28 protein-coding genes and 1 tRNA gene are annotated in these 25,582 nt (G+C 45.9%); 12 read left to right on the forward strand and 17 right to left on the reverse strand.

Annotated elements, in window-relative coordinates; translation table 11 throughout:
• Window positions 1-27 precede the first annotated feature (27 nt).
• Window positions 28-3,741 carry a hypothetical protein gene (locus tag JW727_03255; protein MBN2095041.1) on the reverse strand — a complete coding sequence of 1,238 codons (3,714 nt, stop codon included), beginning with the start codon at window positions 3,739-3,741 and terminating at the stop codon, window positions 28-30.
• A 77-nt stretch (window positions 3,742-3,818) separates the two neighbouring features.
• Between JW727_03255 and JW727_03260 the strand changes: the two genes are divergently transcribed.
• Together JW727_03260 and JW727_03265 are read left to right on the forward strand one after the other, a co-directional pair.
• A complete protein-coding gene (locus tag JW727_03260) occupies window positions 3,819-5,123 on the forward strand; it encodes a hypothetical protein (GenBank protein ID MBN2095042.1) in 1,305 nt (434 codons plus the stop codon).
• Window positions 5,075-5,377 (forward strand): hypothetical protein, encoded by a 303-nt coding sequence (locus JW727_03265; GenBank protein MBN2095043.1) that lies wholly within the window; start codon window positions 5,075-5,077, stop codon window positions 5,375-5,377. Before JW727_03260 ends, JW727_03265 begins: the two co-directional genes overlap by 49 nt.
• Before the next feature lie 4 nt (window positions 5,378-5,381).
• On the opposite strand, the gene asnB is transcribed toward JW727_03265, so the two are convergent.
• From asnB to JW727_03280, 3 genes are all read right to left on the reverse strand, one after another.
• Window positions 5,382-7,217, reverse strand: a complete 1,836-nt coding sequence (asnB, locus tag JW727_03270) for an asparagine synthase (glutamine-hydrolyzing) (protein MBN2095044.1) — start codon at window positions 7,215-7,217, stop codon at window positions 5,382-5,384.
• 30 nt (window positions 7,218-7,247) lie between these two features.
• Window positions 7,248-8,306 carry a glycosyltransferase family 4 protein gene (locus JW727_03275; GenBank protein ID MBN2095045.1) on the reverse strand — a complete coding sequence of 353 codons (1,059 nt, stop codon included), beginning with the start codon at window positions 8,304-8,306 and terminating at the stop codon, window positions 7,248-7,250.
• A 122-nt stretch (window positions 8,307-8,428) separates the two neighbouring features.
• Window positions 8,429-9,691, reverse strand: a complete 1,263-nt coding sequence (locus JW727_03280) for a nucleotide sugar dehydrogenase (GenBank protein MBN2095046.1) — start codon at window positions 9,689-9,691, stop codon at window positions 8,429-8,431.
• A gap of 132 nt (window positions 9,692-9,823) precedes the next feature.
• Between JW727_03280 and JW727_03285 the strand changes: the two genes are divergently transcribed.
• The 3 genes from JW727_03285 (at window position 9,824) to JW727_03295 (ending at window position 11,983) form a co-directional block, all read left to right on the forward strand.
• Entirely contained in the window at window positions 9,824-10,084 is a 261-nt protein-coding gene (locus JW727_03285; GenBank protein ID MBN2095047.1) for a nucleotidyltransferase domain-containing protein, read from the forward strand.
• Window positions 10,071-10,412: a DUF86 domain-containing protein gene (locus JW727_03290; GenBank protein ID MBN2095048.1), complete on the forward strand. Its 342-nt coding sequence runs from the start codon at window positions 10,071-10,073 to the stop codon at window positions 10,410-10,412. The genes JW727_03285 and JW727_03290 overlap by 14 nt, the downstream gene beginning before the upstream one ends.
• Window positions 10,413-10,726: 314 nt before the next feature.
• Window positions 10,727-11,983, forward strand: coding sequence for a hypothetical protein (locus JW727_03295; protein MBN2095049.1), 1,257 nt, complete (start codon window positions 10,727-10,729; stop codon window positions 11,981-11,983).
• A gap of 82 nt (window positions 11,984-12,065) precedes the next feature.
• Here JW727_03295 and JW727_03300 read toward each other — a convergent pair whose 3' ends face one another.
• Both JW727_03300 and JW727_03305 read right to left on the reverse strand, forming a co-directional pair.
• On the reverse strand, window positions 12,066-14,000 hold the full coding sequence (locus JW727_03300; GenBank protein ID MBN2095050.1) for an SIS domain-containing protein: 1,935 nt from the start codon (window positions 13,998-14,000) through the stop codon (window positions 12,066-12,068).
• A gap of 119 nt (window positions 14,001-14,119) precedes the next feature.
• Window positions 14,120-15,058: an SDR family NAD(P)-dependent oxidoreductase gene (locus JW727_03305; GenBank protein ID MBN2095051.1), complete on the reverse strand. Its 939-nt coding sequence runs from the start codon at window positions 15,056-15,058 to the stop codon at window positions 14,120-14,122.
• Between the two features lie 92 nt (window positions 15,059-15,150).
• Here JW727_03305 and JW727_03310 point away from each other — a divergent pair, with 92 nt between their 5' ends.
• The 3 genes from JW727_03310 (at window position 15,151) to JW727_03320 (ending at window position 17,787) form a co-directional block, all read left to right on the forward strand.
• Window positions 15,151-15,750, forward strand: coding sequence for a hypothetical protein (locus JW727_03310; GenBank protein MBN2095052.1), 600 nt, complete (start codon window positions 15,151-15,153; stop codon window positions 15,748-15,750).
• Between the two features lie 35 nt (window positions 15,751-15,785).
• A complete protein-coding gene (locus JW727_03315) occupies window positions 15,786-16,334 on the forward strand; it encodes an NUDIX hydrolase (protein MBN2095053.1) in 549 nt (182 codons plus the stop codon).
• Between the two features lie 304 nt (window positions 16,335-16,638).
• The gene (locus JW727_03320; protein ID MBN2095054.1) at window positions 16,639-17,787 is read left to right on the forward strand and encodes a redox-regulated ATPase YchF; all 1,149 of its coding nucleotides are present in this window, start codon (window positions 16,639-16,641) and stop codon (window positions 17,785-17,787) included.
• Between the two features lie 15 nt (window positions 17,788-17,802).
• On the opposite strand, the gene JW727_03325 is transcribed toward JW727_03320, so the two are convergent.
• Window positions 17,803-18,069, reverse strand: coding sequence for a hypothetical protein (locus tag JW727_03325; protein ID MBN2095055.1), 267 nt, complete (start codon window positions 18,067-18,069; stop codon window positions 17,803-17,805).
• 27 nt (window positions 18,070-18,096) lie between these two features.
• On the opposite strand from JW727_03325, the gene JW727_03330 reads away from it, so the two are divergent.
• Window positions 18,097-18,978, forward strand: a complete 882-nt coding sequence (locus JW727_03330) for a type II methionyl aminopeptidase (GenBank protein ID MBN2095056.1) — start codon at window positions 18,097-18,099, stop codon at window positions 18,976-18,978.
• Window positions 18,979-18,997: 19 nt separating this feature from the next.
• Here the strand turns inward: JW727_03330 and JW727_03335 are convergent, their stop codons facing one another.
• From JW727_03335 to JW727_03350, 4 genes are all read right to left on the reverse strand, one after another.
• Window positions 18,998-19,297, reverse strand: coding sequence for a hypothetical protein (locus JW727_03335; protein MBN2095057.1), 300 nt, complete (start codon window positions 19,295-19,297; stop codon window positions 18,998-19,000).
• Between the two features lie 49 nt (window positions 19,298-19,346).
• Window positions 19,347-20,033, reverse strand: a complete 687-nt coding sequence (locus tag JW727_03340) for an SMC-Scp complex subunit ScpB (GenBank protein MBN2095058.1) — start codon at window positions 20,031-20,033, stop codon at window positions 19,347-19,349.
• Window positions 20,034-20,094: 61 nt separating this feature from the next.
• Window positions 20,095-20,622 carry a hypothetical protein gene (locus tag JW727_03345; GenBank protein ID MBN2095059.1) on the reverse strand — a complete coding sequence of 176 codons (528 nt, stop codon included), beginning with the start codon at window positions 20,620-20,622 and terminating at the stop codon, window positions 20,095-20,097.
• A gap of 83 nt (window positions 20,623-20,705) precedes the next feature.
• Window positions 20,706-21,179, reverse strand: coding sequence for a YbjQ family protein (locus tag JW727_03350; GenBank protein MBN2095060.1), 474 nt, complete (start codon window positions 21,177-21,179; stop codon window positions 20,706-20,708).
• A 33-nt stretch (window positions 21,180-21,212) separates the two neighbouring features.
• Here JW727_03350 and JW727_03355 point away from each other — a divergent pair, with 33 nt between their 5' ends.
• Window positions 21,213-21,809 (forward strand): hypothetical protein, encoded by a 597-nt coding sequence (locus tag JW727_03355; GenBank protein ID MBN2095061.1) that lies wholly within the window; start codon window positions 21,213-21,215, stop codon window positions 21,807-21,809.
• Between the two features lie 14 nt (window positions 21,810-21,823).
• Window positions 21,824-21,988 (forward strand): hypothetical protein, encoded by a 165-nt coding sequence (locus JW727_03360; protein ID MBN2095062.1) that lies wholly within the window; start codon window positions 21,824-21,826, stop codon window positions 21,986-21,988.
• A 1-nt stretch (window position 21,989) separates the two neighbouring features.
• On the opposite strand, the gene JW727_03365 is transcribed toward JW727_03360, so the two are convergent.
• The 3 genes from JW727_03365 to JW727_03375 all read right to left on the reverse strand — a co-directional run bounded on the left by JW727_03365 (window position 21,990) and on the right by JW727_03375 (window position 23,476).
• Entirely contained in the window at window positions 21,990-22,445 is a 456-nt protein-coding gene (locus JW727_03365; GenBank protein MBN2095063.1) for a hypothetical protein, read from the reverse strand.
• Between the two features lie 77 nt (window positions 22,446-22,522).
• Window positions 22,523-22,807 (reverse strand): hypothetical protein, encoded by a 285-nt coding sequence (locus JW727_03370; GenBank protein ID MBN2095064.1) that lies wholly within the window; start codon window positions 22,805-22,807, stop codon window positions 22,523-22,525.
• A gap of 48 nt (window positions 22,808-22,855) precedes the next feature.
• A complete protein-coding gene (locus tag JW727_03375; protein ID MBN2095065.1) occupies window positions 22,856-23,476 on the reverse strand; it encodes a hypothetical protein in 621 nt (206 codons plus the stop codon).
• Window positions 23,477-23,527: 51 nt separating this feature from the next.
• Here JW727_03375 and JW727_03380 point away from each other — a divergent pair, with 51 nt between their 5' ends.
• Window positions 23,528-23,869 (forward strand): rhodanese-like domain-containing protein, encoded by a 342-nt coding sequence (locus JW727_03380; GenBank protein ID MBN2095066.1) that lies wholly within the window; start codon window positions 23,528-23,530, stop codon window positions 23,867-23,869.
• Between the two features lie 23 nt (window positions 23,870-23,892).
• Here JW727_03380 and JW727_03385 read toward each other — a convergent pair whose 3' ends face one another.
• From JW727_03385 to JW727_03395, 3 genes are all read right to left on the reverse strand, one after another.
• Window positions 23,893-24,480: a hypothetical protein gene (locus tag JW727_03385; GenBank protein ID MBN2095067.1), complete on the reverse strand. Its 588-nt coding sequence runs from the start codon at window positions 24,478-24,480 to the stop codon at window positions 23,893-23,895.
• Between the two features lie 29 nt (window positions 24,481-24,509).
• Window positions 24,510-24,742: transfer RNA gene (locus tag JW727_03390), tRNA-Leu, on the reverse strand.
• A 53-nt stretch (window positions 24,743-24,795) separates the two neighbouring features.
• Window positions 24,796-25,569 carry an MBL fold metallo-hydrolase gene (locus JW727_03395; protein ID MBN2095068.1) on the reverse strand — a complete coding sequence of 258 codons (774 nt, stop codon included), beginning with the start codon at window positions 25,567-25,569 and terminating at the stop codon, window positions 24,796-24,798.
• Window positions 25,570-25,582 lie beyond the last annotated feature (13 nt).

The following is a 25,582-nucleotide window of genomic DNA, read 5'->3' on the forward strand; positions in this document are numbered from 1 at the left end:
TTTATTTTTAATATCCTTTCCGTTTATCTACTTGCCGTGCTGGATTACGGCGATTTCCTCCACATTTTCCCCGATAACCTCTCCATTTACAAGGGCATCAACGTGGAAAATGCCTGTTCCCGGGACCTTGAAGTTGTACATGCACGTGAAGCGGTTTTGGGCCTGCTCCGGGAGGCAGACTCTTGAATCAAAAATCTCTGAGAAGCCGTTTTCATCATGCACCCTGACCGAGGAATCCATAAGCTCTATGTCCGAAAGGGAGCGGATTTTCATGAAAAGCACGATTGTTGAGCCCTTCTGGCTTGGGGAGTGCGCTGTGAACACGTCATCCACCAAAAAGCCCCTCTGGCATTTATGGCTCGTGTTGCAGAAGCTTGCCGGGCCGCACTCATCATCCCTGATGCACTCATAATCGATTTCAAAGGAAACCGATTTTTGGGCTGCGTTTCCTGCATTGTCTGTGGTGGAAATAAGGACTTCATACTGGCCTTCCGTATCGAAAAGGGTGTTATTCGGGTAGTTGGATCTGATGGTCGGGCTTGGGTCGAAATTGTCGTGAACTGAATAATTGAGATAAACTTCCTCGTCGTAAACGGTTCCTTCGGTTGGGGAAATTACCTCTATCTCAGGAGGAGTATTGTCCACAAGCGCGAATTTCGTGTCTGTTGCCACGTCTCCATCAACTCCTTCTACAGAAAGGTCAAGCCGGTGTAGCCCGTCGCTGCAGCCAGTAGAGTCCCAATCATAAGGTAAACTTTGGGAAACTTCAAGCCCGTCTATAAGGAGCAGGGTTTCGGTAATCTGTGAACCTTCTATGTTTCCTGCCACTTCAATGTTGCCGCTGACAAGGGCTGGAACAATCAGGGTTGCCTTGAGAGGGATATTCAGGACTTCCAGCGTTGCGTAGCCGGAGTCCCCAAGCAATTCAACTGTTTCTTCAAATACGGCCCCAAGAAGGTGCCTTCCAGCTTCAGCGCTTACCAGGTAGTCTATGGAGGCAATCCCGTCATCGTCTGCTACTCCCCGCCCGATTTCCTGCCCGTCAAGATAGAAGATTATCTCTTTCCCCGAAAGGGCGCCTTCTGCGGAATAAAGCGTTGCGTTTATTTCGATTGTTTCGCCGTAATGCCCATATGTGCTTTCAAGCCCGATTATTGCTGGCTCTTTTGTGATTCCCTGGTTGGTCACAACCAAATTCTCAAGCGTTTCCCGGATTGCAGTTTCGATATCTGCGCCTTTCGAAATTTTCTGGTTTATTTCCCACTCGATTGCGTAAAAGTCAAAACCGTAATAGTCTTTTCTTCCCTCAAGAGTCGAAACCTCATCAGCCAGGTAGGTGATTTCGGCCAGTATAATGCTTCCGTTGGGGGCGGTAATCTGGACTGGCCTTGTTACCTCAAGCCCATAATTGCCGCTTTCGGTTCCTTCGACAATTAAGAAAAACTTGTTATTTGTCGTGGGAAAGTTGATTTCCCCTTCTTCCAGGGCAGAGCCGATTATCTCTCCGGAAATTCCGTATGCGTTTACCTGGACGGGTGAGCGCAACTTTATCACGGTCTGGCCGACATAAGTTTCCCATGCCGGAAGGGCCAATATTTCGCCCTGTGTTATGCACTGGCGGCAGTCAAAAATCCCTCCGCAGGGAAGGCCGAATTCATCGAGGTTGATGCACATTCTTGAGCTGACTGTGGCCTCTGACCCTTCGAAGCGGAAAACAACCGACCTTTCGCCGAGGTTGTGGTACTCGACTTCCATTCCGTCAGAAAGCCGATTGTAAGGGGAAGCAATGTAATCGCCTTCTTCAAACTTTTCAGGGGAATATGCGGCTTCCCCAAGTATCCTAAAGTCATCGATATAAATCGGCTCAAGGGAGAGATTTATATTTTCATAGCAGCCATTTGCAGTGCAGGCAGTGCCTTCCAGCTGGGCAGTGGAATTGATTTCCCCGCTGGCCATTGCGCCCCCGACAAGCGCCTGAGGCCTTGACAGGTGGAAGTTTCCGCCCAGGTCAACGTTTGGCTCGATTTCGGTGCTGGCAAACAGCTCTCCAGTAAAGGAGATTGCTCCAAGGTCAATTTTTGCCTCTCTTGTATACGAAATGGCGGTTTTGTCCAGGCCAAGGTTTCCAGAGCAGCCGGTGCTTTCGAAAAAAGTGTCTTTGAGAACTCCGTCGGAAAGGTCATAGTATTTTTTGTATCCGCCGCCGCAGTCCAGGTCGACTGAAGGCCCAGGGGTGATCCCTTTTGCTTCCAGGAAGCCCTCCATTTCTGGGTTTCCGTCCTCGTTTATCGAAATTTGCCCTCTCGTGTAGATTCCTGGACTTTCAAAAGAAATCTCAAGGGCGCTTAGGAAGGCGTGGAGGTTTTGGCTAAGCATGCTGGAGCTTTTTACAAGAGGCAGGTTTCCTATGGCCTCTTCCAGGTTGATTGTGCCTTCAGGGTATTTCTGCTGGATTGCGATTCCTTCGCCTGGGATTAATGTGGTGATGACAGCGCTTTTTTCATACCAGCTGTTAAAGTCATAGCCTGCTTCAGGGCCGAGGAGCGACAGCTTGAAGGGGTAAAACGCGCTTGAACTTCTCCTTACCCTTACAAACCAGACATTATTCTCGCTCAGGTCCGTGTAGCAAAGCTTTGGCGCGTCAGGCGAAACCGCGTCATTGTTATGGCTGGAGTAAGTTTCATAGTAGTCGTAAGGAAGCGTGTTTATCGCTTCCAGCATCTCCTGCTCAGGAGTGTCCGGGCAGGTGTTTATGGGGACTGAGTAGGCGTAGCCAATCCTTTCTGTTCCCAGTGCGTCAACGCCGACAAACCAGATTTTGTAAGTTTCGCCGTCTTTCATGGCAAAGGGCATTTTGACCCCATTTTCGTCCCAGGAGCCAGCTTCCCCTTTGGTTAGGATTGGGTTTTCGCCTGATGGGGTCCACGCTATTCCGTCAGGAGAAGTCGCGTAGCATATTCCGCTTCCTTCACCCTGTGACGGGCGGCAGTCATAAAACATGAGGTAAGTGTCTCCATCCTTTATGACGCTTGGCCTTGTGCCGTGCACATCGGCTGCAAAAACGGGGTTTCCGGGGTGTTTTTCCCAGTCAATTCCGTTATCTGAAGTCGCGTAGCCGATTCCTGCTGTCAGTGGGCTTCCGCTGTTTAACGGCGCTGCACCGAAGTACCACATCTTGTAAGTGTCCCCGTCCTTTATGACGGAAGGGTCCATGATGAACCGCTCATCCCATTCAGAATAGTTTCCGGTAAGCACAGGGTTAAAATCGTACTTGTCCCAGTCGACTCCGTTATCTGAAGTCGCGTAGCCGATGCTTGCGTTGATTCCACCGTCGTAGCCAGAGTACCATAGGGAGTACCCCTCCTCTACGTAGATCATCGCTGCAGCATAGACATGGTAGTCTTCCCAATCAATACCTGCGATTATTCGTGGATTTGTTTCGCATTTTTCCCAAGAAATTCCATCTTGTGAGTGTGCACATCCAAGAGTTTCATACCAACGAAGGGGGTCTTTTTTGATTCCAGAATATACCGCCATGTATCCTTCGTCTGATTTTAGAACTGCGGGGTACTGAAGAGATCCTCCATCCCATTGCTCTGGATATCCTAAGTCTATGACTGCTCCGGGATGCTTTTCCCAACCAAAATTTAGGTCACCGAGGGAAGGAGAAAGAAATAGGAGTAAGGAGAGCAGAATTGAATTGATCGCATGCCTTCTTTTTTTGTTCCCAAAAAGAACCATAACTATATCTATAAACAGATATATATTTCAACTTTCAATTCTGATAGGGCGTTTAAAAGTCTACCTTTACTATTTTTATGAATCTCCTCTCTCTACAGTTAGGGCATAACGCAAGCATAGCTCTCTATAACAAAGGCCTTTTGGGGGACGTAATCTCTCAGGAGAAGTTTGACAATATCAAGAATTCTTCGACTTTCCCCCAAAAAGCTATCATCTATGCCCTTAAGAGGAACAAGCTAAAGGTGGTGGACAAGGTGCTTGTTTCCGGGCTTACCGTTTACCCTCAGCAGGTTTCGATGACTACTGAAAAGCCGGTTTCCCAGCCAGGTATTACGGCTAAGATGAGGAAAAATCTCGTGAAATTCCTCTTCCGCCACAACAGGCAGATGCTTTACCTTATAAGAGATAACCTGGAGAAAAGCGTCAGCAAAAAGGCGGGAAAGGAGCTTAGGGAAACGCTTGGGAAGATGGGGCTTAATTCCGACGTGGAGTTCGTGGAGCACCATCTCGCCCATGCCTACTCGCCGATTACGTTTTACGGGCTTTGGGATACAAAAGAGCCGGTTCTTGTCCTTACGCTTGACGGCTCAGGCGACAAGTACGCGGCAACCGTCAACATCTGGGACGGCAAAGAAATGAAGCGCATTTCAGGCACAAGGTGGGAAAGCTCGCTTGGCTACATCTACTCGAAGGCGACTGTCTACATGGGCATGAAAGCCCTTGAGCACGAGTACAAGGTGATGGGGATTGCCTCTTACTCCAAGAAGGACTACTTCATGAAGACTTACAACAAGCTTTTCAAGGGCAAAATGTGGGTGAACAAGAAAGACCTTACATTCGAGTCGGACGAGCCGACACCCTACTTTGATGATTTCCTTGTGAAAAACGCCGCCTTTGAGAGGTTTGACAACCTTGCGGCAGCCCTTCAGTACTTCACTGAAGACCTCGTCCTGGAGTGGATAAGAGCTGCCGTAAAGAAGACCAGGATAAGCCGGATTGCGGTTTCCGGCGGCGTGTTCATGAACGTTAAGCTTAACAAGAAGATTCAGGAACTGCCTGAAGTCAAAAAGGTCTACTTTATGCCTTCATGCGGCGATGAGTCAAACGTAATCGGGTGCCTTGGCTACTACGGGCACCAGAAAGGGGAAAAGGTGGACATGAAAGGCGATATGTATTTGGGCATGGGCTTTTCCAACAGGGAGGTCGAGCAGTTCATAAAGTCGAAGAAGCTTCGGCGCAAGTACAAGATTACAAAAGTCAAGGACATCGAGGAGAAAGTTGCTGATTTGCTTTCCAAAAACGAGGTTGTCGCCCTTTTCCGGGGAAGGGGCGAGTGGGGCGCCAGGGCTTTGGGAAACAGGACTATTGTCGCAAACCCATAACTCAGCTAAGGGCGGCCATCCACCAGGGCGACAAGTCCTGCAGGCCGCAGGTGGTCACAAAGGACCACAATCCCGATTATCACAAGCTTATCAGCTTGTTTAAGGAGAAAACCGGAATCGGCGCAGTCCTTAACACCTCATTAAACATACATGGCTACCCTCTTGTCGGGTCGCTTGAGCAGGCATTATTTACTTTCCAGAACTCCGGGCTGAAGTACATGGCCTTGGAGAATTATCTGGTTGAGAAGATTTAGCTGCTTATTGGCAAAATTCCTCAAACCAGATTGCAACTATTAGAATCTCCATCAATTCTTTGCTATGGTCTTTACCGTTAAGGTGTTCAAAATACATGTTTTTAATCAAATTACAATCATAGAGTTCTATTTTTGGGATGGTTTCGTTAAGATATTTTTCGAATAACCTACGATTTTTTAAGATAATGTTGCCAAGATTGATGTTTGAGAAAATGTTGTAACCGAAGCCCATTTTTTTCGCATAAATAGTCTCCTTGGGCAAGTATTTTTCAAGTACTTTTTTAAGGGCATATTTGTTGTTCTTTTTAGAAAAAACTGATCTAACTTTGTATTTGGCAGGTATATTTTGAGCAAGATATATAATCTCTTTGTTTAGGAAAGGGGTTCTGAGTTCCATTCCGTTTTGCATACTAGAGAAATCTGCCACCATTGTGACAGAATGTTCATTTTCTATTCTCAAACCAATCCAATTAAAAACGTCTATTAGACTTTTTGAGGGTATTTCTTTGGAAACTTCCTCGAATGAACTAGATAGCAAGAATTTTCGGTAAATTGGGTTTATATATGTCTTGTGAGACATTTGTTTTTCATAGATATTGGACTTTAATTTCCAGCTCTCTCGGTGGACTTGGTCCAAGAAGGGTAGTTTATTGAGGAGGGCAGGCATTGGCAAGGTGCTTATTGTGTCCTTTATTTTGGAAAGAAAAAGCATTTGATTTGAGCCATCATAGCCATAGAAGAGTTCATCAGCACCATTGCCACCAATAACTACTTTGATGCCATCCTTTTTCATAGATTTTAGTATTACCTCGGAGTATATAATTTGGAAGAGATTTATTGGTTCACCATATCGTTTCACAATGCTTTTTATACTTCCAATGGGATTTTCACAAAAGTTTTGATTCTTGAGGAAAATCTCTTTTAGGGTTAGACCGAGTTGCTTTGCCGCATTTCTCGCTCGGATGATTTCGGGGTCTTTTTCGTCCCAACCAAAGCAGTAGGCATGGATATTTTTATCCCTTAGCATAGCTGCAATAAGTGAAGAGTCGACCCCTCCAGAGAACAGAATGCCTACAGGAACATCCGATATGCACGTTTGTTCTACGGAGGATTTCATCGTTTTTTCAAGCGCTTTTAGGGGTTTTTCTATTTTTTTCTTTGGTATTCTTAGATATTTTCTGAGCTTGACAACACCACCGTCAATTACTAGATTATAACCCGGTTTTAGCTTATAGATGTTTTCAAAAGGGGTCAAGTCATAGGGCATGTGTTTGAAATTATTTAGATTAAATTGGGCTAATCGGAAATAATCTACGTTTTTTTCTCTTTTGTCCAGTATTTTTAATAAAGACGGAAGTTCGGAGGAAAATGCAATGCGATTCTTGTTTGAGTAGTAATACAGAGGTTTTTCCCCAATCCTGTCTCGAGACAGGATTACCCTTTTAAATCGCCCATCATATATGCAAAAGGCCCAGCAACCATCCAGATGTTCCACGAAGCTTAGACCCCATCTAATATATGCTTTTAGCAAGACTTCTGTATCAGAGGTTGTCTTAAATCGGAACCCCTTTGATTCCAGGGTCTTTCTGAGTTTAAGAAAATTATATATCTCTCCATTAAATACCAAAGCGCAGTCTGAATCAAGCATGGGTTGGTTTGAACGACTTTCTAAATCAATAATAGACAATCTCCTATGACCCAAAAAAATATCTTTTTCCAAAAACGTCCCTTCAGAATCAGGACCTCGATGGCGAAGCATAGAGAGCCCTTTTCTGAGTCTTGTAGTCTCTTTTTTACTGAGGGGGGCGTTAAGATTAATCTGGCCGAGTATTCCGCACATAGTTCTATTGGTTTTGAAGAGATATATGTTTCATGATTGGTCTAGGCAATGCTTATATGCTTTGTAAATCCTTCCCTTCCTTACTCGTTCTGAGAATCTGCCAGACTCTACCAATTCTCGAGACACTTTAGACATAGATTGTCTTAGTCTTTTATCAGAAATTAACCGGTCTAACTTTTCGCTTAGTTGCTTCACCACGCTTGGATAATTGCCCTCCTTAGCTGCTTTTGTTGTGTCTGTTTGCCACCAATAGTTATTAGGCGTATAGTCTTCATTGAAGTACTTGATGGGAGAATCAATTAAAAATCCATTTTTACCTTCCAGTACCATTTCATTAAGTGCAAACATATTTGTTGAAATTACGGGCAATCCCGAAGAAATGGCCTCTAAGAATACCAATCCAAAACTATCCTGGTATGTTGGAACTACAAATATATCTGCTTTTGGATAGAATTCCCTGTAGAGTTCTTCTTTTGTATATCTTGCTTCTAAAAAATGAATCTTTCTATTTTTAGAATATCTCCTGAGGAGTCCAGAGTCTATGTGGGCTATCTTAGTTATGATGGTAAGCTCAAGGTTCTTATATTTTTTGCACAATTGGTCGAATACTCTCAGAAGTTCCTTACCCCCTTTTTGATAGAAATTGGTGCTTATAAATAAGAGTCTTATTTTATCTGAATCGATTTTTTTATTTGGATTTGGTTTGACATAGGGGTAGATTACCTCTATTTTTTTGTTTATACTCTGATCCCGTAGCGTGTTCTCCACGCTTTTCCTTGCTGCTTCGCTTATGCACAGGATACCTTTGCAGTACCCAGATCTCAAAAACTTTTTCATTAGCCATCGACCGGAAGTGCTATTGAGAATTTTTATCCGGTAATAACTCATACCCACAACATTGTCTACTTCAACCACCCACGGTATTTTATTGATGAGTAATTGTCCCGGTGTGTGTATGAGGTCTATGTCTTTAAGTAAGGTGGGGGATACATATCGAATATTGGGTATGCGGAAGGTTTCTAAAATTGCCAGTGGATTTACTAGCTCTGGTTTTTTGGGTGAATAAGAAATCTTATAGTCTTCACCCATGCTTTTGAGAGGGGTTTTGGTGAAATACTTTACGCCTTTTGGTGGATTGCAAATGGTTTCCCTTCTTCGTTGCCTTAACTCGGTTCCTGAGTAGAATACCTTAATCATTAGTGATTGATTTTTTACAACCCCCAGTACACAAACCCTCTGGACTCGACATCTTCTCGCTTGAACTTCCTCTTGATGTCGATGAGGATTCCCTTGTCCCTGAGGTGGCTTAACACGTCAAGGTCTTTGAACTTCTTGTGGTTGACCGCATAGACGATTACGTCATACTTGTCGAGGGCTTTGGTGTTTGGAGCGCTAAAAACGGTGTCTTTGCAGAAAAGCATCGGCTCGTGGACGGTTACCCCGGTTATCCCGAAATCCTTCAGCTCGTTTATCAGGATTTCCACCTTGCTGTCCCGGAGGTCAGGCACGTTTTCCTTGTAGGTGGCTCCCAGCATCAGGACTTTGGCGGTTTTTAGCGGCTTTCCGGTCTCGACTAGCAATTTCACGATTTTTTTGGCGACAAACGGCGCGACAGACTCGCTTACTCCCCTGCCTGCAAGTATGAGGTTTGGGTAATACCCGACTTCAACCGCCTTTTCAGCCAAATAATAAGGGTCCACTGGTATGCAGTGCCCCCCGACAAAGCCGGGGTAGAACCGCAAAAAATTCCATTTTGTGGCGGCTGCCTTGAAAATCTCCTCGCTGTCAAGCCCCATCCTGTCGAAAAGCATGGCAAGCTCGTTAAAAAGGGCGATGTTGACGTCTCTTTGCGTATTTTCAATAACTTTTGCCGCTTCGGCTATTCGAATCGACGGCGCCTTGTAAACATTGGTTACAACACTGTAAATCTCCACAAGCGTATCAGCAACCGAATCATTGCACCCGGCAACGACTTTGTAAATCCGGTCAATTGTGTGCTCCTTGTCACCGGGGTTGACCCTCTCCGGGCTGTAGCCCAAAAAGAATTCTCCAAGCTTCATGCCGCTTTCTTTCTCGAGAATCGGCAGGCAAAAGTCCTCGGTGCACCCGGGGTAGGTGGTCGACTCGTAAACGACAATCGCCCCTTTCTTAAGGTTTCGCCCGACAGTGCGCGAAGAGCTCTCCAAATAACTTAAATCCGCCCTGTTTCCCTTAAGTACGGGTGTGGGAACTGCAATAACGACAATATCCGCCCCGGAAATTACCTTTTCGTCGCTTGAAAACTCGATATTTCCCGAAACATCCTCGAACTCTTTTTTCTCTATGTCGAGGTTTCGGTCATACCCGCGTTTAAGCTCCTCGACCCTTTCCTTTTTGATGTCAAAGCCGATAACCTTGTATTTCCTGGCAAATTTCAAAGCTAGAGGCAAACCAACATAACCAAGCCCGGCAACGCAGATAACCCGTTCAGCCATTATAACAATAACCGCTTCAAAACTTAAATAGTGGCAAACTCCTAAAGAATATTACCTAGAACAAATATTATGGAAAGAATAACCCAAAAAGCGGCCGAGCCAAAGCTGACTGCAGAGAGGATTTTATCCTTGATGGAAAGGAAAAAAGAGGACCTTGATAGGCTGGGGGTAGTGAGGATTGGCGTATTTGGCTCATTTGCAAAGAAAAAACAAGGCCCGAAAAGCGACGTGGATGTTTTAGTGAAATTCAGGAAACCCAAGTTTGGAGGATATATGGACCTTAAGTTTCTCTTGGAAAAGGAGTTCAAGAGGAAAGTTGACCTGGTCACTGAAGGAAGCCTCAAACCCGAACTCAAAGATATACGCAGAGAAGTAAAATATGCGAGATTATAAGGTCTATATTGGAGACATTTTGCGCTCGATTGAGAAAATTGATAAGTACACAAAGAATATCGGTTCTGGAAAAGATTTGTCCAAAAACGAAATGGCCTTTGATGCAGTGGTAAGAAATCTGGAAATCATTGGTGAAGCGACAAAAAACCTCCCGCAGGAGCTGAAAAGAAAGCGTCCAGAAATTGAGTGGAAAAAGATTGCAGGCATGAGGGATATTCTGACTAACGCCTATTTCGGAGTCGAAACGGGTATCATCTGGGACATACTTGAAAATTACCTTCCCGCCTTCAAACAGGCGATAGTGAGCTTAATTGATGAAGAAAGATAAGCTTCAAAGCACGATATCTTCCTTTACGGCAGTTTGCACTCTTCCGATTGGCTTTGCCCCTCTCTCAAATGAATATTTTTGAGATAGGAAAATGTCAAAAGATGTAGATACTACTCTAATGTAATAAACTATTTAAAGAAAGCTAGTTTATATATGGTAGGCATTATGGGGGGTTTCACTGCGTGTGGAAACAAGGCAAATATTGGCCTGGAGAGCATATCTTGCGTCGAAATTTTAGGGCTTTTGGTGGGAGCCAGACCAAGTTGTCTAAAGAGGCCGTTTTTGGTGGGCCTTTCCCTTTGGAGGTGATTATAATGGATAAGATTGCGCCTAAAATAATGAAACTGGCAAAAAGTTGCGGCATTCCAAAAGTATACTTTCAGGAAAAGTCTGAGCGGCTTGCTGAAGAAATAGAATCAAGATTTAATCCGGACTATCCTGTCCTTTTTGCCAGTGATATCATGGGTTCGCAGGCTTACCCCGATAATACTGATCTTAGGGTACCCAGCTCTCTTCGGCCTTCTCTTCAGATTTTGCCCGTAGGAAAATTTTTTCAGAAGGCTACTGCAACTGGGTGGAATGAGGGGGCTGCAGGCAGTTACGCAAATCGCCGGCTTGGAATGCCGCAGATGCCAGGAGTCTACGAAATGGGTGCAACAATGAAGCACGGTGGAACTGTCTGGGCAGTGAATGAGGTTGAAGATCCTTATATATACCCGGAAATGATGCGCTCTGTTTTTGAGGCGGCAAGTGAAGAGGGAATTGAGCTTGAGCTTCAGGGAAATAATACTGACAAGGTAAATTGCCTGTATGTCCAGGGCTATGGAAGCGATACCGGAAATTTGAGAAAAAGCTTTTTATTGGAGGGAGTGCTGACGAGCACAGATGGCATGTATAGGCAGATGAAACATGACCTTCCCGAAACCGATCTTGTGCTGGATAAGGGATATATACTTTTCGACCCTACGTTGGAAAACGCAGGCACCCTTTCCAGATATCTTAAGGCACACTATCCCTTGCATCCATTAACTTTCGGAAAATGTGGCAAAAAAATAGGTTTTGCTGCAAGGCCTTCACATAGGCCGGGATTCGGCATCGATGAAGCGAGAAGATTTATGAAAGATATTGACCTCAAGGGTTTTGAGCTTAGCCACAATGAGGATTACAGTACTGACCTCATATATGTTGGGGATGGCAATCCCGTGTCACTAGAGAAGACCTTAAGATATCTTGGCAGTGAGATCTTCTCGACGGAACCCGGGGAAATCAATCTTCTGTCGATTGGGGACAGCAGATCAAACATTGTCAGCGGAAATAATTCCCATTTTATGCCTCAAACTGGCTCATCCGCGCACCGCTACTGCGCTAATAACAGAGTGCCTCATGTTGATATCCTAAATGATACTGCCGCCAATCTCGCCGTTGCAGGTTGCCTTCGCAAACCAGGCATTATTTCTGACGGGCCCTCTGGCCGCAAACCTAGGCCGTATGTTCCAAGGAAGAGCCATGAGAGAACCGATCTTGGCCCCGACAAACCACAAGGAATATCAAAGTCTATTACTGTACTGTAGCTTTTGCAATCCATTACCTCACACCCATAAGCCATAGGTTTGAAGTATCCGGGCCATCACCTCTGCGGCAGCCAATGAGGCCTTATGCGGTGCAGTATTTTCGGCTTGACTCCCCCATACTGTAGGCAGTGGAAGCGGCAAGTTGCTGGAGAGGCACTACAGACATGATTTCATGAGCATGGGTTTTAGGGACAGGTATCCGTGTCAGATAACTTTTGGTTTCGTCAGCGCCTGTGCCACCAAGACAATAATCTTTTGGCGTTACTATAAAAGACGCGCCTCCATGAGCGGATATCTGGGAAAGAGCCCGATAGGTTGTGTCAAATGACTCATCATCAGGGGCAATGCCAATCAATACCACATTCTTTTTATATTGGTCGTCAGGTTGGTGCACCATTGCAAGAGGCCCATGCTTGAACTCACTGCTTAGGTATGCTTTTGAAGGCTTTCTTGTAAGCTCTTCAAACTTAAGGGCGGCCTCTTTTGCAACAGGAATGCTCAATCCGGAGCCCAGAATTGCAATTCCATCTGCCATTTTAAGGCTGTTGCAGAACTTGCCAAGGTCGCTTTCGGAAAACGTTCTTAGATAGTTGCCAATGTCTTCTGCAGAGGAGCCAAGGCGGTTCACGACAACATCCAGATCTTCTGAAATCCCTTCCGAAAGCATTCTCAAAATCGCCTGCTGGCCGGTGTATGATTTTGTAGCGGCAACTGCAAACTCGGGGCCACATTTTAGTGGAATATTCAGGTCGGCGATTTCGCAAGGGATTGTGGACAGGGGAACATTTGAAATGCTCACTATAGGGGTTCCGTATTGATGCTTGATGTCCTTAAGGGTCTTATAAAGTTCCATAGTCTCTCCTGACTGTGTAAGGGCTATTATAAGAGAATCATCAGAAAATATCTTTTCATGGCTTTTTATCTCGGAGGAGCATACCGTGCGGGCGTCTTTTCCCTGGAGGCGAAGGAGATATTCTCCGCATTCTGCGGCATTAAGGGAACTTCCTGAACCCACAAGAAATATTCTGTCTGCATCACGAATACCTCCTATCACATGCTCTATGAGCTCAGGATCTTGGTCCAGCGTGGATCTGAGCGACTGGTCCTGCATTCTCACCTCTCGGAGAGTAGTGTAGGGGTAGATATTTGCCTCTTTTTTGATTCTTTCCCAATAGGTCTCCCCTCGGTCATGACAGGTTCTTCTTATATTTCCCAGTGCCTCTCCGTCAATGGACAGCTTTCTCCAGTCCCAAAGGCCCGGAATCTTAGTGGCCTCTCTGCTGACGCTTTTGTGGTCATTATGTATTGATATTCCATCTGCTCTTATTGTGGCTATATCTTTATCCTGAAGCCGTATGAAACTATCCGCATATTCGCTTAGGGCTATGATATCGCTTGAGGCAAAGGCTTCGTTTTTGCCTATGCCGATTACAAGCGGTGAATCCTTTCTTGCGGCCATAATTGTGTCCGGCCGTGAGGCGTCGATGGCCAGCAGGGCGTATTCTCCCTGGATTTCATCAACTGCCTTTCCGAATGCCTTATCAAAAGGCAAGCCTTCTGCCTTGAAACTTTCAATCAGATGAGGCACCACCTCTGTGTCTGTTTTCGATTCGAAAATGTGCCTTATGCCGCCGTAATAGCCGGTTTCCAGGCCACTACGAAGTTCTGCATGGTTGTGCACTACCCCATTATGGACCACAGATATCGTGTTTGAGCAGTCAGTATGGGGGTGGGCATTATTCTCGCTAACTCCTCCATGGGTCGCCCAGCGCGTGTGCCCTATACCCATGTGGGAAGCTGAACTGGCTCTCGGAAACCTTCTTCGGAAATCTTTTTCGAGTTCTGGTATTGACCGAATGCTTTTAAGGGTATCCATTGTTTTAGTCCCCTCGGGGTTTACTCTCAAGGTGGATATTCCGCAGGAGTCATGCCCCCGGTATTCCACTCCGGTGAGATTTCTGAATAGTATTGGCACAGCTTTTCCTTTTTCCCCTATATAGCCAACTATTCCACACATAATATATATTGACTATTTATTTGTAGTTATTGATTAGGAAACAGTGTTTTCCGAAACTACCCAAGTATTTTTTTGAAAAGGACAGCTTAAAATCCCAATTAGAAGAATATATAAGCCCTCTAATACCCATGCATTTCCCTGTGCCACTGGACTGTTTCCTTCAGCCCTTCTTCCATTGAAGTACTTGCCTCAAAACTTAATATTTTCTTTGCCTTGCTTACGCTGGCAAGGTTTGCCCTGATTTCGCCTTTTATCTCCGGCGTGTGCTTTACGATTGCCTTTTTCCCGATAAGTTTTTCCAAGTTCCCGATAAGCCCGTTGACGCTGATTTCCTTTGAGGCGCATATGTTGATTGTTTCCCCGTACGCTTCCTTGGTCCCTGCGGCTTTTATTGTCCCCTCGACCACGTCGCCTACATAGGTGAAGCTTCTCGTCTGCTCCCCATCGCCGTAAACCTCGATTTCCTCGCCACGGGAAATCTTGTGTATGAATTTTGGGATAACCGCAGCGTAATCGATTGTCCCAAGCTGCCTTGGGCCATATACGCTAAAGTACCTCAGGACCACGTTGTCCATCCCGAAAAGCGAGTGGTAGACGTTGGTATAGTACTCGGCAGCGATTTTTCCGACGCCGTACGGGTGGGATGGAATCGGCCGGTCATCCTCGACCCTTGGAAAGGCAGTTGAAAGCCCGTGCACGGAGGAGCTTGAGGAAAACACGACTTTTCCGACCCCGTTTTTCCTGCATGCTTCAAGGATGTTAAGCGTGCCGTTTATATTGACCGCATTTGCCCGAAGGGGGTCTTTTATGGACTTTATCGCCCGGTTCATGGCCGCTAAGTGAAAGACAACATCGAACCCCTTTACTTCAGCCATCATCCTGTCAGTGTCAGTAATGTCTGCAATTATCGCTTTTATTCCTTTTTTCTTCAAATCTGGCAGGTTCTGGCCGGTTACGCTTAGGTTGTCAAGAATCGTGACTTCATAACCCATTTCAACCAGTTTATCCGCCAGGTGGCTTCCGATAAAGCCAGCCCCGCCGGTTACAAGCGCTTTCATAAAATAAAGATTGAAAAAAGGGTTTATACTACAGGACTTTTCAGAAAAGATGTAACCTGGGGGTAGTATTTATTCTCGAGGAGCATTTATTTATGAGATACATTCCTGATCCCGGGGTAACTTCAAAATACGCCCAACTTCATGAGAGGGGAGTAGACTTAAGCGATGCAGAAATAGGATTTATTGTAGGGAATGTTTCTGATGGCCGAGAAATGGCTATGCGATGGTTGGATAGGGTAGAGGACGCGCCAATTGGGATTATCTCTTCGGAAAATCAGTTCAGTATAGGATATGCATCCAAAGAACAAGCCATAAATATACCCGTTTACTACCTGAACACTTTTGTTGCTAACACTGGTCCGCCTTCAGGCACGAGAATTGCCATTGGCCTGCCCCATGGTTATAGTTACGAAGTTCCTATGGATTTGTATCTAAAGTCTGCCGGTGCAGAAGCAACGGTGTTTCATTATCAGCACTTGGGGCATCCAAATTTGAAAACTAGGCTTGTCACAGACCAAGCTATTTTAGACAAGTACACCTCCGAGGAGGTCCAGCTTAGCGATTTCTTTGTAGAGGCGAGAAAGACTACAGATAAAATTCTTGTTGATAATAATCTTAGGCCTGTGTACTTCATCTACGATACGGTTATGCGTGAAGATTGTCCCAATATATACGGAAGAAAACTCATCTAGGGCATCTTTTTATCAGCTAGTGCTTAACTAATTATATGCCCACCCAAAACGGCCCCTGGACGATAAAGGGGAGCAGGAATGCCTACAAAAACCCCTGGATTAGCGTAAGGGAGGATTCAGTCATTGACCCTAGCGGAAAAGACACAATCTATGGGGTGATTGAGCTTCATGAATGGCTATTGATTCTCCCCGTAGACAAGGACAGAAACGTTTACCTTACAAAGCAATTCAGGTACGCTTTAGGCGCCGACAGCATTGAAGTCCCTGCTGGCTGCGCTGACCCTGGTGAAGATCCGCTCACCGGCGCAAAAAGAGAACTTAAGGAAGAAATGGGAATAACCGCCAAAAAATGGACGCTTCTGGGGAAGTCAAAAGCCGCCCCGGGCGGAATCAACAACACGATTTACCTCTTCCTGGCTGAAGATCTGTCATTTGGAAACACAAAAATGGACGAAACTGAAAATATCACTTCCCTGAAAGTGCCGCTTGAAAAGGCCTTGAAAATGGTCGAAAAAAATGAAATACTGGACGTGTCTTCCACAGCCCTGATTTTGAGGGCGAAAAGGTTTTTGGATAAAAGATGACCTGAGGTAGGGCTAGTAGCCAATTTCTCGGTTAAGCTTCTCTAATTCTTGTCTGCAAACTTTCGCGAAGTCAGGCGGAGCTCCATAATAGAGCTGATTTGAATCTTGTAAAATCTTTGGCTTATCAAAACAGGCCTTACTGGATACCAATAATTTTCAAAATCGTTAAAAATACGGGTCTATTTAAACAAAACCAAATCTTATTAAAATTTTATGCCCTTTTCTTTAATAACGGATTTTGTTGTTAAAGTGACCGTTGCTAGGGAAAACTAAAAATAACTTAATTCAAAAACCCAATTAGTTTATGAAAATCGGCCTCGTGGGAAAACCCAATGTCGGAAAATCCACCTTTTTCAGGGCGGCTACACTCATTGACGTAAAGATTGCAAACTTTCCGTTTACCACAATCGACCCGAACGTGGGATTCGGCTTTGTAAGGGTCGAGTGCGCCGAAAAGTTCTTCAACGTGAAATGCAACCCCCGCCAGGGCTACTGCATAGACGGAAACCGCTTTATTCCTGTCGAACTTATTGATGTTGCAGGGCTTGTTCCGGGAGCTCACGAGGGAAGGGGAATGGGAAACAAGTTTCTTGACGACTTAAGGCAGGCAGATGCGCTTATCCATATTGTTGACGCTTCCGGCACAACTGATGCTGAAGGGAAGGACTGCGAGGGCGGCCATGACCCGCTCGAGGACATAAAATTCCTCGAGGACGAGCTGAATTACTGGTTTTTGGGGCTTTTGGAAAAAAACTGGAAGAAGATGAGGGCGCCAAAAGACGTTGCAACACAGCTTTCGGGGCTTAAGGTTTCCGATGATGATGTGGCAGTTGTAATCGCCAAATTGTCCCTGCCTGAGAATGTTTACCAGTGGGACAGCAGCCAGAAAATGGACTTTGTAAAAACCTTAAGGGAGCGCGTCCAGCCGATTCTCGTCGCTGCAAATAAAATTGATAAGCCCGGGGCGGAGAACTACCTGCCAAAGCTTATCGAAAAAGGCGCAGTCCCCTGCGCGGCTGACCTTGAGCTTGCCCTGAAGTCCGCCGACAAGGCGGGGATTATCAAGTACATTCCCGGAGACGCCGAGTTTCATATAATCGGGGAAGTAAGCCCCAAGCAAAAGGAAGCCCTCGACAAGATTCAGGAAACCCTAAAAAAATGGGGCTCTACGGGCGTCCAGACAATCCTTAACAAGGCGGTTTTTGAAACTCTTGGATACCTGGCGATTTTTCCCGGAGGAATGAAAAAGCTGGCCGACAAGAACGGAAATGTCCTGCCCGACGCGTTTCTCATGCCGCCCAAATCGACTGCGCTTGACTTTGCATTCCGGCTCCACAGCGACTTTGGAAACAATTTCATCTGCGCTTACAACGTGAAGACCCGGCTCAAGGTGGGGAAGGATTATCAGATAAAGAATGGAGATGTCATGGAGATTGTCAGCGGGAGGGCTTAGATGGCTGATTGGTACTTAGTAGGTTTGGGTTGACATATCAGATGCGGGGTTAACTCCAACTGATTTTAATTCGGTTCCCCAGTGGATGAGAGGGTATCCTTGAATGCCTCTGCTATGGGGAAGCACAAGAAATGCCGTGTGTGCCCGAAAGCGCCAGTCACTGCAGAGTGTGTTTTGGTCAGGGTAGACTCCCTGGTCGCCCAGTAGATATCCTTTTGAGAGGGCTTCCTCTTTGCTGGTGAGGACTATTGGCGGTTTCTCGCGGGAATAGTTGGCCTTCATAAGTCCTATTTTTAAAGAAACTAAATAATGGACCAGAAAATCATCGACAATTACGTAAAGGCAGGAAAGATTGCTTCCAAGGTCAGGGAAGAGGCAAAATCCCTTGTAAAGCCAGGCATGAAGCTGATTGACCTGGCTGAAAAGCTAGAAAAGAAGATACGGGACCTGGGAGGGGTTCCCGCCTGGCCGGTAAATATCAGCACAAACGAGATTGCTGCGCACTATTCTCCTGCGAAGGGAGATGATTCAGTATTTGGAGAAAAAGACCTGGTCAAAGTCGATATTGGCGTAGCGGTTGACGGATACATTGCGGACACAACAGTAAGCGTCGCCCTTGACAAGGAGGATGCAAAGCTTGTAGAAGCCGCGGAAAAGGCGCTTGACGAAGCCCTGAAGCTTGTAAGGCCCGGGGCGGATGTCGCTGACATTGCCGCAAAAATTGAGGAAACAATAGTTTCTATGGGCTTCAAGCCGATTGTTAACCTTACCGGGCACGGGCTTGACCAATACACTGTCCACAGCGAGCCGAAAATCCCCAATCATAAGGGCGACTTCCATTATCTCCTGGAGGAAGGCGAAGCAATAGCGATAGAGCCGTTTGCCACAAGAGGCAGGAATTTCATCACAGAAAGCGATGAGAATAGGGCTTTGACATACACCGTTCTGGAAGAAAAGCCGGTTCGCTCTATGGAAGCAAGAATCATTCTCCAGGACATGAGGAGCCGGGAAGGTATGCCTTTTACGGACAGGTGGCTTAAGGCAGACGGAATCAAATTAAAGCTTGCCTTGAGGGAGCTTATGGAGAAGGAGTGCATCCAGCCATACCGGATACTGAAGGGCGACTCAAAGATTTCCCAGGCAGAGCACACAGTTTTAGTCTTGGATAAGCCGATTGTAACTACCAGGTAAATTTATGGGTTCCTGCTTGCTATCTTAATTTTCTCTTGCCTTTTGTCACTCTCTTTTTGCATATGGGGAGCGTAGGAGGGCCGTAAGGACATTCCGGAGGGTAATGGTTTTCAACCCAGCCGATAATTGGCTGCCTGTGCTCAAGAAAGAAGCTTTCTTTAAGGTTTCTATAGAAATTGTCTTTAATTTTTCTGTAGAAATCGCCAAGTTCGTTTAGAAAGTGGCCCATTGGGTTTGAAAAGCCCCCCATTCCAGTGGTGATTTGCCGGTCGTAATTGTTTCTGGGGGTATTTGGGAAATATCCTTTATCCTGTGCCATAGTTTTCACCTGATTATATTTATCGAGTAATAAAGATATATTTAGCGGCTTAATTCTGCTCAAGCTCGTCAAATTCGTCAGTCACAGTTTCCTCTCCCCTGATTTCCTCTGCTTCGTCATACATCTCCTGCTCGGCTATCAGCTGGTCGTCTCCAAGGGGCTCCGGCTTTTTGGTCTTTTTAAGCTTCTCGATTCCTCCCCCTTCAGGCCCTTCCTCGCCCTCAGAAGCGATTTTGTCCAGGGCTTCAGCTGCCTTGGGGCTGTCAAGGAACTTCTCCAGGTTTCTCTTCTCCGGCGCCTGGCCGAAGTAATCGACAAATAGCTTTGTAACTTTGAGTATTCTGGTCCTGCCTTCCTTTTTGGCAGTTATAAGACCCCGTTTCTCAAGCTCGCCGGTGTACTCATAAGCGCGGTTTCCGACAGTGTTTACGAGGAGGGATTGCTTAAGGGGGCCTTTGAAGGCAATAATGGAAAGGGCTTTTACGAGCCCAGGGGACAGGTCCCTGTAAGGGGAAAGCTGCTTTACCTTGTGGACAATCAGGGGGTTTACGATAAACTGGTAGCTCTGGTTTGCATCTATCAGCTTTATGCCCGAATCCTCGCCGTATTTCTCCTTTAGCGCCAGGATTTCATCCTCCAGCTCGGCTGCAGAACACTCGACAATACTCACCAAATCTGCGGCAGTTATGGGGCCCGACGCCAGGAAAAGCGCGGCTTCAACTGTCTTTCTCCTCATAACTTAAAATTAAAATTAGTAGATAAATCGTTTGGTAAGCTCCTGCCAGGGATATCAGGGGTCAAATCTTCTGTGATAAGAGAAGTTTGTTTGTCTTGACTGCCAGTTCGTCAATCTTAGGCATAATTTTCCTGAGCATTCTGCCGTGCTTTAATGGACTTGCTCTTGCTACTGGGTCAGGACCCCCCCACCCAAGACCGTACTTAAGCCCATCTCCAACATAGACTTCTATGGGCAAAACCCGGTATTGTTCGTTTTTATCAAGTATTGCCTCCATGGTCCAGTTGATTTCTTCGCTGGGTAAAAAAAGGCTTCCAAGTGTACTTCGGGGGATTTTTTTGGTGTCGCAAATCTGGACGCTTTTGACCTCTGGATTATGGTCCCCTGCGGGTTTTCCCTGATAAAGAAAGGGCTTTTCAAATCCCGGGACGGGATATATCCTCCACGCCCGGGTTGCCCGGTAGGGATTTGTATCGCGTAAGGGCTTTACCTTTACCCCATACCCAAAGTGCTTTGCAGAATCCTCCAGGGCTTTTATTAAATCATCTCCCCAAACAGTCATTGACAGACCAAGACCGTATTCTATCATAAGCTGTAATCAATTAAAACCTTATCTAAAGATGGATTTTAACTACCTTCCGGTTGGCAGAGTGGGTTAACTTTGCACTCTACCTATACTCCTGTCGCTTTCAGTTCTTCAGGCATGCCTTCCTTTTCTGAAACCTTTGATGTTTTTTTGCCAGTTTTCTTCACGACAACTGCAGTTCCAGTGACCCGGAATTCTGTCCCGTCGAGCACCGGCTGGTCATCGTAGGTCATGTCAATTATCGCGTTTGCTCCAAGGTCCCGGGCTTCCTTCCTGCACCTTTCCTCCGCTTCCCTTCTGGAATTGGCGTAAAGCTCGGTATAGCCCTTAAGTTCACCCCCCAGAATTGATTTTATTCCCTGCCAGATGTCCTGCCCAAACCACCTTGTCCGCACTGTGTTTCCCATGACGCTTCCAAGAGTATCGACAATCTCGTAGCCGGGCACATAAAATGTGGTCGAAACAATCATATCTCCATTGTACGCAGGTGCCCCTGTGTACGCAGCACTCAGCATCGCGCTTCCATAACCTGCAGGGTGACCTGACGTTGTGTTTTCCATATAGTAATTAGAATTTAATGAGTATATAAAGCTATGAAATCTGGACTTGGGGGATTTACTGAGGGGCAAGAGCATCTTTACATTCAAGGCATAAGGGCAGATATCATAGACGACCATAAGGGCTCATTTTCGATAATCCACAATGCGAGAGTTTCCAAAGGCCATCCATTTGGCGTTATACACATAGACCAGCATCGCGACCTCGTAGCTAATACCCGGGTATGGGAAGGGGGCACTTCAAAAGATTATGAAAAAATGCTCGAATGCGATAATTATAATTGCCCTCTCTTTTACAGTGGAGCAGTCGCACTTCTCTATCACCTAAGCCCGCATGAGAAAACCATAAAAGCATATGGTAGGGTTGTTGATGGGAAGCTGAGGAATCCCCCGAAGTCAGTTCTTTATGAAGATTATTTGCTGCTTTGGGAAAATGACAAATTTGACTGGGGCCTGGGGAAAAACTACCGGAAAGGGCTTGGACTTGTTCCAAAAGGCAGGGGCGAAAAAATTAGCAGGGATGAACTGGTTAAGGATGTTTTGAGTTTCAACGGCCTTGGTATGTTCTTGAATATTGACTTGGACGCGTTTCTTTCAGTTTCGATGGATAGGGGGGTCAGGAATCCAAGGTAACTTACCTAAATAGAATGAATTGGGCCAGGGATATCCTGAAAGACCTCCCACGGCCAGAGGGCATTATAATTGCCCGGTCCCAGAACCCACGGTTTGTGCCGGTAGAGCACGTTGACGAGCTGCAATGCTCGACTCTGGAAATGCTAAACAAAATCTACTCTGGGCAAACGCCACAATAATCTAGCCGCAGGATTTTACGCTTTTTGGGGTGGCAATTATCCCTCCCGCCCCGGCCGCCGCAATCTGGTGAATCACTCCGGAAATCATGTTCGAAATGTCCTGGACCTCGCCGGAATTTACCTCGATTTTTGTCGGCTCTATCACCTCGACTGAGCTTGGGCCAAAAGAGATTGAGAGCGCAATAAGTGTTTTGAGGTCTCTGACCATAAGGCCCATCTCTACAATCTGGGAATATGCCTTTTCGACGCCTTTCATAGGGTTTTCCACTTCGTCAACAGTGCTGAATTTTGCTTCGTAAACAAAGGCGGTCTTTAACTGCTTCATTTTTTCAACGTGCTCTTTTAAGCTGCTTTTCACAACGTCTTTAGCCATGCCAAGAACCTCAAAGGTCATTTCGACCTTCATCCACTTTTCTTCCTTAAGCTCGGATATCTTTTCCTTTGTCTCGCTGTCCATAAAGAAAACTTAAAAAAATCCTTTATACCCTTGCAATTGCCCGTTTGGGGTTCCACAAGGGATTTTGGAAGGGACACTCAGGACTTAAGGGCAGAGTACCCCTCCTGAACTTTTGAATATGCTTTTTCGGTTTCCTTGTTCATGGCAACCCCTATCGCTGTGCCGGTAAGGAGAGCTGCCGCCGCTGCATCGTGGTGGCCTCCAAGGTATGCCAGAAGCACGCCCATAGCAGCGTATCCGGGATGCCGGCCCAAAGTTCTGGCCGCTTTGGCAAGGCCGCTGCTATGCTTTCCCATGAAGGCGTCAGCGGTTTCCATAGTCTGTGAAGCTTTTTTGTAAGTGGCGTCAATAATCTCCCCCATATATTAGATTGGCTTGCTATATAGTGGCAGTGATTTTTTTGAGTATGCTTACTTTTCAAGTTCATTTTGAATCACCCACTCCAGGTCTTCCTTTCTCAGCCGCCAGGAAAGCCAGGGCCGGACTGCACGGTTGATTGTCTCTCTGGACCTCAAGAAGTCAGAAAAATTGCTTAAGTCAAGCGGGGAAATGTCGAGAGGTATTTCGCCATGAAGTGAACTCTTTGGGAAAAACATTTCTGTCAGGTCATCATCCACCCTTACCTCCAGCCCTTTGGAATAGGATGCCTTGGCCATTTTGTCGACGCAGTCTGGGAGGCAAAAACCGCCGATAACAAGAGGGTCAGGATTTATTATCTGCCCCAAAACATAATCCGGGTCTGCATACTTTCTCTCCTTTATATGTTCCCGGAAAGTAAAGCCGCAGGAAAAGTATTTATCGTCTTCCCTTGCGCCTACATGCTTGGAAAGGCCCAAAAACTGCGGCTGAGCGAGGTCTTCTTTTTTTCCAAACATAAGCCAGTTTATCCCGTAGCCCTCTTTTCTATACCTGTGGTCTATCAGCCGCCCCATGTGGGAGTGGTCAGAGGGTTTCTTTCCAAAATAAGCAAGGCGATTGTCTTCGCTCTTGAAATATGCTTTTACAGGGTACATGAAGAGGAGTTGTTTCATATTAAAAGGATTATCTTATGCGCTTAAATCCTAGTTTAAGTAAAATATAATATGGCGGACGTTAACGCAAAAGACCTTCACAAGAAGCTGAAGGATTACCTGAAAAAATGCATTATTGTTGACATCAGGAGCCCGGAAGAATACGAGGAGGAGCATATTGACGGGGCGATTAACATCCCTCTTGAAACGCTTGTCGATAATATTGGAAAGCTCGACAAAAAGAAGCAGATAATTGCAGTTTGCCTCACAGGCCTTCGTTCAAAGCGAGCGGTAAACATTCTCACTCTAAAGGGCTTTAACGCCGGCATAGTGGAAGGCGGAATGATTGAGTGGAGGCGAGCCCTTGGCCCTGCCTACTTTGCAGCGATGGCTGGTGAAGGGGAGGGAGAATAACCTTGCGGCTGGAGAAATGAAAGCTATTGGCTGTACCGCCATGCCAACCAAGGGCGGCTTAGTATATAATCGGTGCTTAGTCCTGTCCTTTGTGGAATTACTCTAGAACGGTCAATCTCCAATTCCAGTTCAACGGGTATCTCTCCAGTGCGGGCGGTTATTCTAAAAAAGGCATCTGTGGTGTCCTCATCAACCTTAACTTCAACCCCAGCATTGTGAATCTCTTTTGCCAGGCTATCTACGCAATCCTCTAAGTGAAAGCCTCCTAAAACCAGACTCGTGGTGTTTTTTGGCAATTGGCCTAGCACATATTCAGAATCTGCTCGGGCTCTATACCCTACATGTTCGCCCCAGGTAACACCTGAAAGGATTGGGTAATCCTCTGGCCTTAGATCCACGTGTGGAGAAATTCCCGTCATGTCGGGTTCAGAACGATCCCAAATCGATTCGAACATTATCCAGTTTATAGCATAATCCTTCTTTCGGTATCTTTCGTCGATTATCCTTCCAATATGGTTTGCATTATAACCATTGCTTTGAAAATTCTTAGACCAATCAAGGCACTGGTCAACAAAGGGCTGTACTGGAAATAGGAATAAGTACTGTTTCATAACAACAGTTGCAAAGATAATTTAAAAAATGCAGGGGGGGAGACTTTCGCAAAGCAAACTTCAGCAGTAATCTTCCGCGAAGCGGAATCTGCTTCTTTTTGCGCCTGGGGCTTTTTCTTGCAAGAAAAAGCTTCATTCGAACTCCCGAACCGACTAACGGACAGGGTCCTTAGCCCTGCACCTTTTTCTGGAATCCTTTCTTTTGGGGTGTCTTACAAAGTCTTTCCTAAGGAAAGGAATGACCAGGCTTGGCTACCCCTGCATAAAATATACTAGAAGTTTATTATTATTTGGTCGGGCACAGTCAAGCATTTGTCAGAGTTTGACAGTCTGCTGGTCTCTTGGTATATGGAAATTCTTTGGAAGTTGGCTAAGAATCTCTTCTTCGGTCTTTTTCATCCAGTGCTCGGACACTGCCATAAGATAGATTTCAGAGGGGCTTATTCTCTGAATCTGACGGATGAGTTCAGGCCCTCCAAGGTGGTCATCGTCGTCTAGGTACTTTCCAAGTATGTATTGCCCGTCAAGCACAGCGGCATTGGAGTCTTTGAGGAGGTCTGAATCCTTTTCCGGAAGAGACCTGAAGTCTGGTAGATAGATGAGTTTTTTGCCTTTGGACTGGACTGCAAAGCCGTGCGTGTCTGCCAGACTCGTGTGCTCGACTTTAATAGGGATTATTGTTAGGCTGCCAAAATGCAGAGCCTGGCTGCTGTTAAATGAAATAAGATCAACGTCAATCCAGGGGTGAGTCTCTTTAACAAATTCCATACAAGCATTGCTTAGGTAAACTGGAATCCTTTTTTGCTTAAGATAGCTTGTTACCGACAAGTCAAATATTCCTAACAGGTGGTCAAAATGGCAGTGCGTGATAAATATCGCGTCCAGTTTGTCAATTTCGTTCCGAAGCATCTGAAGCCGGAAGTCCGGCGAGCAGTCAAAGAGGTAATTTTTCCCGTCTTCCTTTACCAGAATCGAGGGCCGAAGCCGCTCTTTTTCCGGGTTTTCTTTGGCAGCCGTGCAGAAATCGCATTTGCATGTAAGGCAGGGCATCCCCAAGGGGTCGCCGGTACCAAGAAAGGTAATCTCCATAACTGTACTTGTG

This window comes from Candidatus Aenigmatarchaeota archaeon, from assembly GCA_016932615.1.
Classification (GTDB): Archaea; Aenigmatarchaeota; Aenigmatarchaeia; order QMZS01; family QMZS01; genus JAFGCN01.